General features: G+C 43.8%; 15 protein-coding genes and 1 tRNA gene. 10 read left to right on the plus strand and 6 right to left on the minus strand.

Features of this window, described 5'->3' with window-relative positions; all coding sequences use genetic code 11:
- Window positions 1–365: 365 nt before the first annotated feature.
- The 9 genes from IM507_RS17635 (at window position 366) to IM507_RS17675 (ending at window position 6,640) form a co-directional block, all read left to right on the plus strand.
- Entirely contained in the window at window positions 366–881 is a 516-nt protein-coding gene (locus tag IM507_RS17635) for a hypothetical protein (protein ID WP_069475255.1), read from the plus strand.
- A 90-nt stretch (window positions 882–971) separates the two neighbouring features.
- On the plus strand, window positions 972–1,457 hold the full coding sequence (locus IM507_RS17640; protein ID WP_002737591.1) for a DUF29 domain-containing protein: 486 nt from the start codon (window positions 972–974) through the stop codon (window positions 1,455–1,457).
- A gap of 106 nt (window positions 1,458–1,563) precedes the next feature.
- On the plus strand, window positions 1,564–2,463 hold the full coding sequence (locus IM507_RS17645) for a lysophospholipid acyltransferase family protein (RefSeq protein ID WP_103113144.1): 900 nt from the start codon (window positions 1,564–1,566) through the stop codon (window positions 2,461–2,463).
- Window positions 2,464–2,604: 141 nt separating this feature from the next.
- On the plus strand, window positions 2,605–3,381 hold the full coding sequence (gene fabG / locus IM507_RS17650) for a 3-oxoacyl-[acyl-carrier-protein] reductase (protein WP_002775997.1): 777 nt from the start codon (window positions 2,605–2,607) through the stop codon (window positions 3,379–3,381).
- A gap of 240 nt (window positions 3,382–3,621) precedes the next feature.
- The gene (locus IM507_RS17655) at window positions 3,622–4,389 is read left to right on the plus strand and encodes a proteasome-type protease (RefSeq protein ID WP_002754509.1); all 768 of its coding nucleotides are present in this window, start codon (window positions 3,622–3,624) and stop codon (window positions 4,387–4,389) included.
- 31 nt (window positions 4,390–4,420) lie between these two features.
- Window positions 4,421–5,158: a sulfite exporter TauE/SafE family protein gene (locus IM507_RS17660; protein ID WP_002735178.1), complete on the plus strand. Its 738-nt coding sequence runs from the start codon at window positions 4,421–4,423 to the stop codon at window positions 5,156–5,158.
- Window positions 5,159–5,277: 119 nt separating this feature from the next.
- Complete coding sequence (locus IM507_RS17665; RefSeq protein WP_002748977.1) at window positions 5,278–5,697, plus strand: tetratricopeptide repeat protein; 420 nt, start codon at window positions 5,278–5,280, stop codon at window positions 5,695–5,697.
- Entirely contained in the window at window positions 5,690–6,577 is an 888-nt protein-coding gene (locus IM507_RS17670; protein WP_002754507.1) for a M48 family metallopeptidase, read from the plus strand. The genes IM507_RS17665 and IM507_RS17670 overlap by 8 nt, the downstream gene beginning before the upstream one ends.
- A tRNA-Leu gene (locus tag IM507_RS17675) sits at window positions 6,556–6,640 on the plus strand. Before IM507_RS17670 ends, IM507_RS17675 begins: the two co-directional genes overlap by 22 nt.
- Window positions 6,641–7,155: 515 nt before the next feature.
- Here the strand turns inward: IM507_RS17675 and IM507_RS17680 are convergent.
- The 6 genes from IM507_RS17680 to IM507_RS17705 all read right to left on the minus strand — a co-directional run bounded on the left by IM507_RS17680 (window position 7,156) and on the right by IM507_RS17705 (window position 13,011).
- Window positions 7,156–7,821 carry a restriction endonuclease gene (locus IM507_RS17680; RefSeq protein ID WP_287637419.1) on the minus strand — a complete coding sequence of 222 codons (666 nt, stop codon included), beginning with the start codon at window positions 7,819–7,821 and terminating at the stop codon, window positions 7,156–7,158.
- Window positions 7,802–8,062, minus strand: a complete 261-nt coding sequence (locus IM507_RS17685) for a helix-turn-helix domain-containing protein (RefSeq protein WP_036386251.1) — start codon at window positions 8,060–8,062, stop codon at window positions 7,802–7,804. The genes IM507_RS17680 and IM507_RS17685 overlap by 20 nt, the downstream gene beginning before the upstream one ends.
- Window positions 8,063–8,175: 113 nt before the next feature.
- On the minus strand, window positions 8,176–10,182 hold the full coding sequence (gene tkt, locus IM507_RS17690; RefSeq protein WP_287637421.1) for a transketolase: 2,007 nt from the start codon (window positions 10,180–10,182) through the stop codon (window positions 8,176–8,178).
- 82 nt (window positions 10,183–10,264) lie between these two features.
- Entirely contained in the window at window positions 10,265–11,515 is a 1,251-nt protein-coding gene (fabF, locus tag IM507_RS17695) for a beta-ketoacyl-ACP synthase II (protein ID WP_002754493.1), read from the minus strand.
- A gap of 70 nt (window positions 11,516–11,585) precedes the next feature.
- Entirely contained in the window at window positions 11,586–11,834 is a 249-nt protein-coding gene (gene acpP / locus IM507_RS17700) for an acyl carrier protein (protein ID WP_287637422.1), read from the minus strand.
- Between the two features lie 457 nt (window positions 11,835–12,291).
- Window positions 12,292–13,011 (minus strand): biliverdin-producing heme oxygenase, encoded by a 720-nt coding sequence (locus tag IM507_RS17705; RefSeq protein ID WP_287231849.1) that lies wholly within the window; start codon window positions 13,009–13,011, stop codon window positions 12,292–12,294.
- A gap of 510 nt (window positions 13,012–13,521) precedes the next feature.
- Here IM507_RS17705 and IM507_RS17710 point away from each other — a divergent pair.
- On the plus strand, window positions 13,522–14,262 hold the full coding sequence (locus tag IM507_RS17710; protein WP_002736267.1) for a response regulator transcription factor: 741 nt from the start codon (window positions 13,522–13,524) through the stop codon (window positions 14,260–14,262).
- Window positions 14,263–14,747 lie beyond the last annotated feature (485 nt).

Here is a 14,747-nt window from a genome sequence, read left to right on the forward strand (position 1 = left end):
CATGGCTATCATTCTAGCAAATAGAGAGAATTCTTGTCCATTAAGAAATGTTACAAATTACATGGGTACATTAAGAAAAGTTAAGGGGCGTATCCATTGATGGATAAGGGTTTTCGGCTATTATAGTATATATGTATGGGGAAAGTTCAGTTATCTACAAGCATAGCATTTTCCAAAAGTGATAAAAGAAATGTAAAGTTATTTTATAGTAGTTGTCTTTGGTGTCTGTCTGTGTTACAATTACCACAGCTAGTGATTATTAACACTTAGCTGTAGATAAATCATCTTTTTTGAATTGAAATAACGGACTAACCGTGAAACTAATGAAAATTCAAAAAATTTTAAAAGGATCAATGTCGTAGACATTGATCCTTTTAAAAATCCCTTTAGCAACGACTCCTCTGCTCTTGTTCGGTAACAATGCTAAAGCTGAACCAATTAACCAGATTATTTTGGCTCAATCAAAACGGTGCTTGGAACCGGGAGAAAGAAAACAAATTACTTATCAAATTGAGGGGATCGAACGGGAAATAAAACAGCTAGAAGATAGAATAAAAGAACTGGAGAAGAAATTCTCGGACTGGCAGGAGGAGAGGAGGAGATTATATCCATTGTTTGTGCGTTATACAGTTGTATATCCTCGCGAAAACGGTGGAAGACGACATCCTAAAGACCAGGAAATAAAACGTGAGTATGAATATGCTGGACAACAGCTGATTTCAATCAATAAAAAGATGGACGAAATAAGTGCAAAAATATCGAAACTACAAAATACCATCTCATCCCTGCAACGATATCTGAACTTGCCTGACTGTGTCAAGAACCCTTGTCCTTGGAATGATATGGTATGTCAGAATTTGTATGGGGTGCCTGCGCGGTGATTTTTCCCGTGTCACTATCAAAATTAGGAGAAAGTGGCCTAATATATATATGAGGGTGCTTATTTCCTATTAAAAACCGCCAACAACCCAATGAAAACTTTAAATCAGAATCCCTGGCAAGTAGAGGGAGGAGAAACCCTGCCCCTACTTTACGAAATTGATCAACACCTTTGGTTAGAGGAAACAATAAAAATCCTCAAGGAAAATCGCTTAGATGAATTAGATGTAATCCATTTAATTGAGGAATTAGAAAGCTTGAGTAAAAGAGATAAAAACCGAGTCAGTAGCTTACTTGAACAAGTGATCAGGCATTTATTACTTTTACACTATTGGACAACAGAAGCAGAAATAAATCGGAATCATTGGCGAGCAGAAATTATCAGTTTTCGCACGCAATTAAGAAAATATTTAACGACGAATTTACAGAATTATTTAGCTGAGGAATTACCGATAATCTATCAGGATGCTTTCGATTATGTTCAACAAAAAACTGGTTTTTCTGGCGATTTTCCCTCAGAATGCCCTTACAGTTTAGAACAGTTATTAGATAAAAATTGGTTCAACTGTGAAGATTAGACATTAAAGATGATAGAATCATCAAGGAAAGCCGTTCTCAAACGATGGGGTTTTTAACCGAAATTTGCGATAATTAAGATGCGCTTAAATTATCAACTGGGCATCAATGCAGATTTTTAGTTCTTTTGTCTCATCTACGGCGACTTTTGCCGAATTATCCCTACAAGCAGCCAAGGCCCCTGTTGATACCCTCACTGGTTGGTCATTAGAGGATCGCGATCCGCAAGTGATCGAAAAATTTGTCCCCCTTCTGGATTGGTTTTATCACCATTATTTTCGCGTCGAAACCGATGGTTGGGAAAATATTCCCCCCTCAGGACAAGTATTATTCATCGGCTCCCATAACGGCGGTTTAGCGGCTCCCGATATGTTTATGATGATGTATGATTGGTTTCAACGCTTTGGCCGCGATCGCTTAGTCTATGGTTTGATGGATTCGCGAGTCTGGCGATTTTTTCCATCCCAAGCGCATCTAGTGGCCCAAATGGGAGCTATTCATGCTCATCCGAAAATGGCGATCGCTGCTTTGGATAGTGGCGCTAGTGTCCTAATTTATCCAGGAGGTGCTACGGATGTTTTCCGTCCCCACAGTTTAAGAAATAAAATTCATTTTGCCGGTAATCTAGCTTTTGTTAAACTAGCTTTACAGTACGAAGTGCCGATTATTCCCGCCATTTCCCACGGCGCTCACTCGACTCTGTTTGTCCTCGACGATATTTATCCTCAATTAAAAGAATTACATGAAAAGGGTATGCCTTGGCCTTTCGGTATTGACCCCGGGACCTGTCCCATCTATTTCGGTTTACCCTGGGGACTAGCTATCGGTCCCTTGCCGAATATTCCCTTACCCGTAGCGATACAGACGCGGGTTTGTCCCCCAATTATTTTTGAACGTTACGGCAAAAAAGCGGCCCGGGACCGCCGTTATGTACGCGAATGTTATGAGAAAGTCTGTTATTTGATGCAGCAACAACTCGATCAATTAGTGGCGGCCAATTCCCCCTGATACTATACAGGAAAGTGGGGACAGAGCGATCGCCATTGAGGATTGCTGCGGTCAGATTAACCCGCTTGTGAGATAATGAAGTGTTTTGAGCAAAGTTATCAGTACAAAGTTTTCTCTTGAGATTTGACGATTATTTGGGGAATGCAGAAAATTATGAAACTATTACCCGCAGAATGCCAGCATTTACAAGACAAAGTAGCCATAGTAACCGGGGCCTCGCGAGGGATCGGTAAAGCGATCGCCTTGGAATTAGCCAGCCAGGGTGCTACTGTAGTGGTGAACTATGCTAAATCTAGCAGTGCTGCCGATGCCGTTGTCGAAGAAATTACCGCGGCCGGGGGAAAGGCAATAGCTCTACAAGCAGATGTGGCTAAAAGCGAAGAAGTGGATAATTTAGTAGATAGTACCAAGCAAAAATTCGGTCATATTGATGTCTTAGTTAATAATGCCGGTATTGCCCGGGATACGCTAATGTTAAGAATGAAATTAGAAGACTGGCAAGCGGTCATCGATCTCAATTTAACCGGGGTTTTTCTCTGCACTCGCGCCGTCGGTAAATTGATGTTAAAACAGAAAAGCGGCCGCATAATTAACATCACTTCTGTATCTGGTTTGATGGGTAATCCTGGTCAATCTAATTACAGCGCCGCTAAAGCCGGTGTTATCGGTTTAACGAAAACTTTAGCCAAGGAATTTGCCAGTCGAGGCATCACTGTTAATGCCGTGGCCCCTGGCTTTATTGAAACTGATATGACTCATGACCTCAAAGCAGATGAAATTCTCAAATATATCCCCCTCTCCCGTTATGGAAAACCGGAAGAAGTCGCCGGAATGGTGCGTTTTTTAGCCGCCGATCCCGCCGCTATTTATATCACTGGTCAAGTCTTTAACGTCGATGGTGGTATGGTTATGGCTTAATTCAGTTATCAGTTATCAGTCATCAGTTATCAGTGATTAGTTATCAGTGATTAGTTATCAGTGATTAGTTATCAGATTAAAGTTTTAAGTTTTAAGTTTTAAGCTTTAAATGATATTATTCACCGCTCACTCTTCACTCTTCACTCTTCACTCTTCACTCTTCACTCTTCACTCTTCACTAATTACTGTTTACTGTTTACTAATTACTGATTACTGTTCACTAATTACTGACAACTGAAAATGACTTACTGTTTAGGAATTATCAATCGTTTTGGCATTGTTATGGGGGCGGATTCTCGCACGAATGCGGGAGTCGATTATATCTCGGCCTATCGGAAATTATTTGACTTTTCGGTATCGGGAGAAAGAGTAATTATGGTCTGTACATCTGGGAATTTATCGATTAGCCAAGGCGTGATTCACGAACTAAAAAGAGATCTGCACAATCAAGAGGATAAAAATCTCCATTCTCTGACTCATCTCTACGATATCGCCCACTATATCGGTGATAAAAGTCGTCAAGTACAAGCTAGGGAAAGGACTTGGCTAGAAAAAGATAATATTGATTTTAAATGTAAGTTTATTCTTGGGGGACAAATTAAAGGAGAAGAACCGCAATTATTCATGATTTATCCCCAGGGAAATCATATTCAAGCCACCAAAGAAACGCCCTTTTTACAGATAGGTGAAACTAAATACGGTAAACCGATTCTTGATCGCACCATTACCTATGATACACCCCTAGAGGAAATGGCTAAATGTGCCTTACTTTCCATCGATTCGACCATGAAATCGAATATTTCTGTCGGACCGCCTATCTATTTGAGTATGTATGAAGCTAATAGCCTAAGCCTACGTCATAAGTTACAATTGCGCCTAGGAGATCCCTACCTAGCCAAAATGCGGAAACTCTGGGAGGATTACGTCCGTCAAGCTTTCGAGGCTATGCCCAATGTGGAATGGCATTATACTGATGAAGATCCCAAAGAAGATATCATAATAGATTAAGTAACTCTTTGTGAATTAACTTTACAACTCGATGATCATTGTTACCTTGATGTTGGCAGGTAGTCTAGCTTGGTTTTTTAGTACCCTTGCTGGTGGGGGCAGCCCCCTGATTCTACTCCCCGTTTTAGGTTGGTTTCTCGATGCTGCCGTCATTCCTCCGGTTTTGACCACGGGGATGCTAATCGGTAATGTCCAACGCATGGGAATGTATTGGCGCGCCATTGACTGGCCCTCGACGGTGTGGTATTTACCCGGGGCAATTATGGGATCTACCCTCGGCGCTTTTGTGTTTGCCCATTTACAATTCAAATGGTTGCCGCTAGTTTTGGGAATTTTTCTGGTTTTATCCTCGCTTAAACAATTATTTCCCCAACAAGAAAATCCTTTTTTTGAGATTAAAACTTGGTATTTTATGCCCTCGGGATTTATCTACGCTTTCCTGTCAGGATTAGTCGGTAGTACCGGCCCGATGATGAACCTATTTTATATTAACTATGGGCTAGTTAAAGAACCAATGGTGGCAACGAAATCCGTTCACATGGTAGTAGTTCATGTGGCCAAATTAATCGCCTACGCAGCCTTTGGAGTTTTACATCTGCCTTTTCTTGGTTACGGTTTATTGTTAGGATTAGCAGCCTGGCCAGGCAATTGGTTAGGACAAAAAGTTTTAGAAAAAATGAGTCCCCAGCAATTTAAACAAGCAGTGATGTTATTCGTTTCGATGAGTGGCCTATTGATGATCTGGCGAGAACGCGGCATCGTCTTTTAAAATTTTGCTGACAAGGGGACAAATTTTGCTAGAATACTAAATAAAGGCAAATTGTACTAAAACAGTGTAATACGCCGATCACCGTTAGATTTGCTCCTTGATTAACCCCCTAGCTGAAAATGACAGAAATCGCCAATTTTACCCTCGAACAAGGTTTAGAACGCTACCAACAGGGAGAAAACGCTGCCAGTTTATTGCCCGAATTTAAAGAATTAAGCGATCGCAGTCCTAAAAATGCCGCCGTTTGGTCCTGTTTAGCTTGGTTATATATGCTCACCGATAAACCGGAATTAGCCCTAAAAGCCGCCCAAAAAGCCGTTAAACTCGATAAAGTTTCCCCCCAAAACCGGATCAATTTGGTTTTAGCTATGTTAGAAACCAAAACCGCCGGAGTTAGGGAACATATCGAACTGGTGCAACAATTAATTAGTTTAAACAAAGAAGTTCGCCAAGAAGTGGATGAAAATATCGCCGATGGTTTAGCTAGAAAACCCGATTGGAAAAGTTTAGAACGCGTTAAAGTTTGGTTAAATGAATAAGAATATGGAATTATCAAAACAGTTATTACTAGGCTTAAAAGCCAATGATTTTCGGCATCCCATCGACCTAGAGGCGACTAACTCCCTTAAACAGTTGCCCGGTTTAGATATAGCCGTAAGAAGTTTGTTAGGTTCCGTCGCTGAGGAATTCTTTTACCTAAATAATATTGCTGCTAGTGTTTTGGTGGGGGAAAAACAATTACCCGACCTGCATAATCTCCTCCTAGAAGCTTGCCGAGTTCTCGACTTAGAACCACCTCAATTATACATTCAACAAAACCCCGTTCCTAACGCTTATACCTTCGCCATGCGCGGCAAAAAACCGTTTATGGTGATGCACACTTCCCTAATTGAAATGCTGACTCCCGCAGAAATTCAAGCGGTAATCGCCCACGAATTAGGTCATCTCAAGTGTGAACACGGCGTTTATCTGACTTTAGCCAATATTATGGTCCTAGCGGCGGGATTGCTGCCCAATTGGGGGACAATGTTAGCACGATCCCTACAGGAGAGAATGTTAGCATGGGTGCGCTGCGCCGAGTTTAGTTGCGATCGATCCGCTTTATTGGCAGTTCAAGACCCAAAAATCGTCATGTCGGTGTTAATGAAGTTAGCCGGAGGTTCCCCCAGTCTCGCACCTTTATTAAATTTAGAGGCTTTTATCGATCAGGCCAAGTCCTACGATGCCGTCAGCGCCTCGGAAATGGGCGAAATGTTAAAGGGTTTGCAAACCCAACAGTTAACCCATCCCCTCCCCGTCCTGCGTGCGCGAGAAATCGATCGTTGGGCCAGTTCCCCCGATTATCACAATTTGTTAAAGGGGCCAAAAATGGGTTATAATGATAAAACTAATGCCAAGGGCGAATGGCGAAATTGGTAGACGCACCACACTCAAAATGTGGCGAGGCAGCCCCTCATGTCGGTTCGAGTCCGACTCCGCCCATTAAAATGACAAAAACCAAGCATAAGAATTTATGGTGCGTTACCGCAATTCTAACCTAGTGTCAGCATTCTTCCCTCGCTTTTAGCGATGGCATGAATGATGATCAGTATATAGACAATTCCCGAAAGCTGTGTTGTAATATCGGCATCCTGATTTGGAGAATAATCGATGTCAGAATACTCAAAACCTTTCGACAACATAAAAAAGACTAAACTGTTTAAGGATAATCAAGCTGGGGCAAGAGTAGGGCTGGCTGGTGGAGCTTGAGCAGCTATAGCCTTAGCAGGAATGTTACCATTTACAGCCCCTGTCTTAACTTTTTGCGGGCTTGGCGGGATGCTGGCTGGAATGATGACAGAACGCAGTATAAAAAAGGAGTTGACAAAATTACTGGTAAAAATAAATAATCCCATCAGACAAAATAAATAAAATTTTGGGATAATTAGGGATGAAATTACAGTTGTGATCCTGGCATTTCTGGCGAGAACAATTGATATTATTGGTTTGATTTGCTGTTAAATCTTTACTCCTGACAACGTACATTTTAAAAGGGCTTCTTCTTGATTATTAATATTAATTTTGCTTAAAAATATTTGCTCTTTTGGTGTGGGGTTCCAAACAAATAGTCCCGTTTCTAAATTGGTCTGAAAAAAAGCATTGGCAAGAGATGTAATCACTAAATCAAAATCTGTTTCAATATATTGATCTTTGTGAATATTGAGGCTTGTTGAAGGTATTCCTATCAATTTAGACCTTTGTTCTGCCGCTTTGTCTCCTAAGGTTCTTGATCTCATACATTTGACTTCAATAAAAGGTCTGATACCTCCCTGAAGACGGAAACTACCTTTTTTGGCTAACTTACATTCAGCAGAGTATTTTTTGGCGTTTTTTTGATTGATAATAGCTACATCTATATCGTGAGAACCAGCTTGAGGATTTAAGCGAGGATTAGTAACTAAATAATTATTTGCGAGTATTTTTGACAGTTCATCTTGTACAGTGAACTCAAAAAACTTGCCACGAATCATAGGAATAACTTTTGGATCATTGAGAACTTCTGTAATATATTTGATATTCAAACTATAACTCTTACAAAAACTTTCTATTTTTTCAAACCATTCCCATTCAAGCTCGTTATCATGCAAAAACTGCTCAAGCAATTTAATCAAATCTTCTGACATCATCAGTATTTACATCGGAATTTATAGACATAGTGTTAAAAAGCTCCGAAAGACTTATGTTTAATGCTCTACATAAAGAAATCAAGCATAGTAAAGAAGGATTCCTTTTACCACGTTCAAGAAGACTGATGTAAGTTCTATCCAAATTGGCCGCTTCGGCCAACCTTTCTTGGGATAAACCCTTTTGAATGCGAGCATTATGTAAACATCTGCCAAATTGAGCTAAATTGTCCTTTGCCATGCTTCGATTAAACTGCCTGACGTGACCCCTAGTCCACTGACTGACAGTCACAATAGAAAAACAAAAAAATGAGCCAGATTTTTCTGACTCATTACAGCTAAGATTTCAGGTAATTAACCTAACAACGCTTTTGCCTTCGCTACCACGTTATTCACGGTAAAACCGAACTTCTCTAGAATCACACCTCCTGGAGCAGAAGCGCCGAAGGTATCAACCCCCAACACATCCCCCTCATCGGTGATGTAGCGATGCCAACCCATAGTTGAACCCGCTTCCACCGCGAGACGTTTTTTCACTGCTTTCGGCAATACCGATTCTTTGTATTCTGCCGATTGTTCCTCAAATAGCTCCCAACAGGGCATAGAAACGACGCGAGCTTTAATTCCTGCTTCTTTCAACACCGCAGCCGCTTTATCGCAGAGATACAACTCGCCCCCCGTACCGATGAGAATGACATCGGGAGTACCTTCACAATCGGTGATAATATAAGCACCTTTAGCCACACCCGCAAGGGAAGTTCCCGCTAAATTGGGCAGATTTTGACGGGATAATGCTAGTAACGTCGGGCGCTTAGTTTCGCTCACCGCTACTTTATAAGCACCGGAAGTTTCCGTACCATCTCCCGGACGCATGACTAACAGGTTAGGAATAGCGCGCAGAGAAGCAACGTGTTCCACGGGTTGGTGAGTCGGTCCATCTTCCCCTAAGGCAATGGAATCGTGAGTCATTACCCAGATGACGCGGGTTTCTGACAATGCCGATAAACGGATAGAATTCCGCATATAGTCGGTGAAAATCAGGAAAGTCGCCCCGTAGGGAATCAATCCCGTGTTATGGAGAGCAATACCGTTACAAATCGCCCCCATCGCGTGTTCCCGCACACCAAAATGGACGTTACGCTCCTGATAACTGCCTTTTTGGAAATTACCAAAATGCTCTAATTCGGTGTAGTTAGAGTGGGTTAAATCCGCCGAACCACCGATTAAACCGGGTAAAACCCCCGCAAGGGCATTTAAGCAGATTTCCGAGTGTTTACGACTAGCGAGCGCCTTATCTTCGGGTTTATAAACCGGTAAAGCTTGCTCCCAACCTTCCGGCAGTTGACCGGTGGTTAACTGCTCAAATAAAGCCGCTTCTGCGGGATATTTAGCCTGATATTCGTTAAATAACTTATTCCAGTCCGTTTCTGCCGTCGCTCCCTTGTCCACTGCTTGCCGGAAACGATTTAACACCTCATCGGGAACCACAAACGGCTCGTATTGCCAACCTAACGCTTTCCGGGTTAACTCGATTTCTGTTGCTCCCAAAGCTGCCCCGTGAACATCGGCGGTATTAGACTTATTGGGGGAACCATAACCGATGGTGGTGGTGATTTTAATCATCGAGGGTTTATCGGTGACAGCTTTGGCAGCCGCGATCGCATTGGCAATGGCATCTAAATCGGTGTTACCATTCTCGACGTGCTGAACGTGCCAACCGTAGGCTTCAAAACGCTTGCTCACGTCTTCGGTAAAAGCGATATCGGTGGAACCATCGATCGAGATATGGTTATCATCATAGAGAGCGATTAACTTGCCTAAACCCCAGTGACCGGCTAAAGAACAAGCTTCCCCGGAAATCCCCTCCATATTGCAACCATCACCCAAAATGACATAGGTGTAATGGTCGATAATTTTGGCATCCGGTTTATTGAAACGGGCCGCTAAATGGGCCTCTGCTAAGGCCAAACCCACACCATTGGCAATCCCTTGACCCAGAGGACCGGTGGTCACTTCCACCCCTTCCGTGACGAAATTTTCGGGGTGGCCGGGGGTTTTCGATTTCCACTGCCGGAATTGTTTAATTTCCTCTAGGGGAACGCTATCGTATCCCGTCAGGTACATCAAAGCGTACTGCAGCATACAACCGTGACCGGCGGAGAGAACAAAACGATCGCGATTGACCCATTGGGGGTTTTTCGGGTTAAAACGCAGGAATTGATCCCAGAGAACAAAGGCCATGGGAGCGGCTCCCATGGGCAGTCCGGGGTGTCCCGATTTAGCTTTTTCTACGGCATCCACCGCTAAAAAACGTACCGCATTAATACAAAGTTCTTCGAGGGATTGGGAGACTACAACCATAATGTTTTTTAGAATGAACTACAAAAATAAGACCAGGTTAAAGAGGGAGCCACTCACAGATTACTCTTTCAGGGGCATCGACTCAAGCATATTTTCTAAAAGCTAAGGTGACGTTATGGCCACCAAATCCAAAGGAGTTGGAAAGGGCAGCGTTAACTATCTGCTGACGACTTTCGTAGGGGACGTAATCAAGATCACAATCGGGGTCAGGATTGTCCAGGTTGAGCGTCGGGGGAATCCGATCATTAGCGATCGCCATTACCGTGGCCACGGCTTCAATACCGCCAGAACCGCCTAAAAGGTGGCCTGTCATCGATTTGGTGGAACTGACGGGGATTTGGTAGGCCGATTCTCCTAAAGCTTTTTTAATCGCCTTGGTTTCCGTGGGATCATTGGCCCCCGTACTGGTCCCGTGGGCGTTGATATAGCTAATTTCCGCTGGAGTTAAACCGGCATCTTTGATCGCTAATTCGATCGCTCTGGTGGCCCCACGACCGTCGGGAACCGGTGCCGTCATGTGATAGGCATCGCAAGTCAGACCATAACCGATCATTTCGGCGTAAATACGCGCCCCACGAGCTAAGGCCGTTTCTAATTCCTCTATAATCAAGATTCCTGCCCCTTCCCCCATGACAAAACCATCCCGATCCTTGTCAAAGGGACGACTGGCCCGGGTGGGGTCATCGTTGCGGGTGGACAGGGCTTTAGCGGAGGCAAAACCAGCCAATCCTAGGGGGGTAACGGCGGCTTCCGTCCCACCGCAGATCATCGCTTTGGCCGAACCCCTTTGTACTAGACGAAAAGCATCGCCGATGGCATTGGAACCGGCAGCACAAGCGGTCACGGTACAGTTACTCGGTCCCTTGGCTCCCGTATGGATAGCGGTTAAACCAGCGGCCATATTGGCAATCATCATCGGGATCATGAAAGGACTACACCGGCCCGGACCTTTTGTCAAGTAAATTTCCTGTTGATCCTCCAGCACTTTTATACCACCTACGCCCGTACCGATTAGTACACCTATATCATCGGCATTGAGAGCGTCGATAACTAATCGCGAATCTTGCAGCGCTTGCAAACTGGCGGCGACGGCAAATTGAGCGAAACGGTCCATGCGCTTTGCCTCTTTGCGATCCACATATTCGTGGGGGTCAAAACCCCGCACTTCCCCAGCAATGCGACAAGCGTGACGGGAGGCATCAAAGTGGGTGATTAAACCAATGCCACTTTTGCCGTTGATTAAGCCTGTCCAATAGTCTGCTAGATTATTGCCGAGGGGAGTGATCGCACCCATCCCCGTGATGACAACCCTTTTTAATGGCAATTCTGTCATGTTTGTTCAAAAATAAGGGCAGATTTTGCCCCAGATATTTAATCCTAAATTGTCAATTCTCCCGCAATAATTAGGCGGTTGCTCTCCGGCCAATATAATCGGCAGCTTTGCCCACAGTGTCAATTTGTTCGGCATCTTCGTCGGGAATTTCAATCTCAAATTCTTCCTCTAAAGCCATCACCAACTCGACCACATCAAGGGAATCAGCTTTCAGATCATTAGCAAAGCTTGCTTCGGGAGTAACTGTATCCGGATCCTCTACTTCTAATTGTTCCACAACAACTTTTTTAACTCGATCAAAAATGTCTGCTTTACTCATGGATGTCAATTTTTATCCGCTGGTTTACCAGACTCTAGCCCCTAGGGTCTGGGGAAATGGGGCGGTGTTACCATTTCCAGCAATAAATTTCGGTTAGCTTTTTCACTGACCATTTTTCATCTTACTGGAAGTTGTTCCCCTCTTGATGAAGTTTTTTTGCGATCATCAGGGAAATTGGGGTGTAGGGTGTGGGGTGTAGGGTGTGGGGTAGTGGGGTGTGGGGTGTAGGGTGTAGGGTGTGGGGTAGTGGGGTGTGGGGTGTAGGGTGTAGGGTGTGGGGAGAATAAATAAAAATAATCTCCTGTCTCCTGACTACTGACTACTGACTACTGACTACTGACTCCTGCCTCCTGAATAAAAAGCAAAAATATAACGGATAACTCTGAAATTAAGATAATAATCATGGCTGACCATCACCCAAATTTTAGAATTTCCGTTTTTTTGGTTTTCTTGACTACTATTCGGCGGTAGCCAATCCAGTTTCGGTGCTGCCGGTGCTGCGACGACGGGTGAGAGTATTAAAGAGCATAATTCCGATCGCTTTGATTAGATTACCTTCCAACTCTTGGAACATTTTCATGTTCATGCCAAAAGCGGCGTTAGCTTCGGTGACAATGCGATCGGCCATGGCTTGATCCACCGGTAACTCGTCGAGGGTTTGACGATAGTGGTTTTTATAGGCTTTTTCGTCGGTAATATCTTTGAAATCATAGAAAGCTGTGCCACCAGTTTCCAGATTCATCGCTTTTTCGGCGATTTTTTTCAAGATTTGCCCCCCGGACAGATCGCCGAGATAACGGGTATAGGAATGAGCGACTAATAATTCGGGTTCTGTTGTGGCGATTTCCCGAATCCGGTTAACGTAGGCCTGACCTGCGGGAGATAAAGCGATCTCGTTGCGCCAATTTGGACCATAATAAAAATATAAATCCTGTTCTAGCGCATTTTTGCGATTGAGTTCAGGAAAACAGATTTTAGAAACGACGGGATGACTACGAAGTTTTTCCATCTCCTCTTCCATGGCCGAATAGACGAAGTAGAGGTTAGCCACCAGTTTGCGATAGGAAGTTTTTTCCACCACACCTTTGAGAAAACACTTGACAAAACCGACGTTTTCTGCCATGGTGTGAGATTTTTTCGTGCCTTCTCGCAGTTGAGTTGATAAATTAACGCTCATATTATGATCACCTGTTGGGATGAGTAGAATGGATCGGGTTCGTTACAGATGCTTACTAAAACCGCCTATTTTGGTAGATTAAACTGAATCGATCGCTAATTTTATTAAGAATTTTTACAGTGCCGCCGGGGGAGCTTAGGGGGAAAAGTTAGCTCTAGCAGGACTTAACCGTCGGTTGAAACTGGTATTGAGCCAGATGGCGAAATTGTAAAGATTAGTGAAAAACTGCTGCCTAGGTCATCTTGGGGAGAGAGAGGCTAGGACATAGCACTAATATCGATTATCGAGCAACATTCTTCACACTTCTTATTAATTCTTAACATTCAGGAGACTTAGATCAGCAAAATTTCACAAATTAAAACCGAATTTAGCAATCATGCTTATAATCAGTACAGGATTCTTTATGTTGTGCTAAACTCAAGCCCTTGAGAGACAAAGCCCTAGTTGCGATGTCAGCGAGAACACATTTAGCAACCCCCTACCCAAACCCTTAGTCATAACACTCTGGTAATGCCCCGAATACTTGTAATCGATGATGATCCTGCGATCGCGGAATTAGTCTCCATCAACTTGGAGATGGCGGGTTATGACGTTAACCCCGCAGAGGACGGGATTAAAGGCCAGGCCTTGGCCGTCCAGTTACAACCCGATTTAATCATGCTGGATTTAATGTTGCCCAAAGTCGATGGTTTTACTGTCTGTCAGCGTTTGCGACGAGATGAACGCACGTCAGACATCCCGATTTTGATGCTGACAGCCTTAGGACAAACCCAAGATAAAGTGGAAGGTTTTAACGCCGGTGCCGATGATTACCTGACCAAACCTTTCGAGGTGGAGGAAATGTTAGCTAGGGTACGCGCTCTCCTGAGACGCACCGATCGCATTCCCCAAGCCGCTAAACACTCAGAAATACTCAGTTTTGGGCCTTTAACCCTGGTTCCCGAACGTTTTGAGGCGGTCTGGTTTGAAGGTGTGGTCAAGTTAACCCATCTAGAATTCGAGTTACTCCACTGTCTTCTCCAGCGTCACGGTCAGACCGTTTCCCCCAGTGATATTCTCAAGGAAGTCTGGGGATACGATCCCGATGATGATATCGAGACTATTCGCGTTCACATTCGCCATCTGAGAACGAAACTAGAACCCGATCCCCGCCACCCTCGCTATATTAAAACCGTTTACGGTGCGGGTTATTGTCTGGAGTTACCCACCAATGAACAGGTGGTGCTTGATTCATCGGCGGCAACAGTTTAAACGGGGAGCGATTGTCTAAATAGGCAATAGGGACTATTGTTTCCTCGCTCCTCCTCCTCTTCAGATTGAGAAGGTTGACCGGCGGTTAGGTTTTGATGGCTATGGCTGCGGCCTCTTTGTGACCCTGACGATAACAAGGGGAAAACACCCCTAGCAAGTCAGGACAATGGCGGGAGTAATTACTGGTTGAATTTAGTATCAGCAGAAGTCTCTCGCTTTTAGCCATGGGACGGCGCTTTTAAACGGGAAAATTACTTCGCCTTAGGGTTCCCCTCATGAATGCTGAATATATGGGGTTTGCTGAAAAAGTCGCTCAAAGAATTATGCTATTGAGTGCCAATAAGTAGGGCTTGCTGAATAAATCTAAAAACCTTGTTGGATAAGGCTTTTAGACTTTTTTGACCTCAAAAAGTGCCGACCATTGGAGGGATCGGGGGTAAAATTCAGGTACTTTTTCCCTGAAAATTAGGTAACTGACTACCTCA

The sequence above is a fragment of the Microcystis sp. M20BS1 genome (assembly GCF_020245305.1).
GTDB classification, from domain to species: domain Bacteria; phylum Cyanobacteriota; class Cyanobacteriia; order Cyanobacteriales; family Microcystaceae; genus Microcystis; species Microcystis ichthyoblabe_A.